This window comes from Pseudoalteromonas sp. GW168-MNA-CIBAN-0100 (assembly GCF_040309225.1).
Lineage (GTDB): Bacteria > Pseudomonadota > Gammaproteobacteria > Enterobacterales > Alteromonadaceae > Pseudoalteromonas > Pseudoalteromonas arctica.
Map to the genome: position 1 here is coordinate 1 of NZ_JBEOOL010000272.1, position 341 is coordinate 341.

The following is a 341-nucleotide window of genomic DNA, read 5'->3' on the forward strand; positions in this document are numbered from 1 at the left end:
GAGCAAACCCCTTTAAATTGGCAGATTAAACTTCCTAAAGTGATTAGTATTACTAATAACCACCTTACTTTGCCAATGCTAAATATAATTAGCGAAGGAGATAATCAATTTGAAATAACTCTAATGGAGTCAGAGCTTAATTTTACCAACCTTTGGGCGGATTTTAAAAGCATGTTAGCGGTTAGTATAAGTACGCCAGATATTAAAAACATTGAGCTTAATGCAGAATTTAAAAATAACACACTTAATGGTAATTATACTGTTGCGCTTAATTCACTTCCCGATTTTATTGCCAGTACTAGTAGTAATAAAATTAGCGCTAATAAAGTTAACGCCTCAGG

The 341-nt window shown here is 32.8% G+C and carries 1 pseudogene; it reads left to right on the plus strand.

The features are described from left to right. Window positions 1-341 (plus strand): annotated as a pseudogene (locus AAEY62_RS21075) (hypothetical protein); the annotation flags it as partial.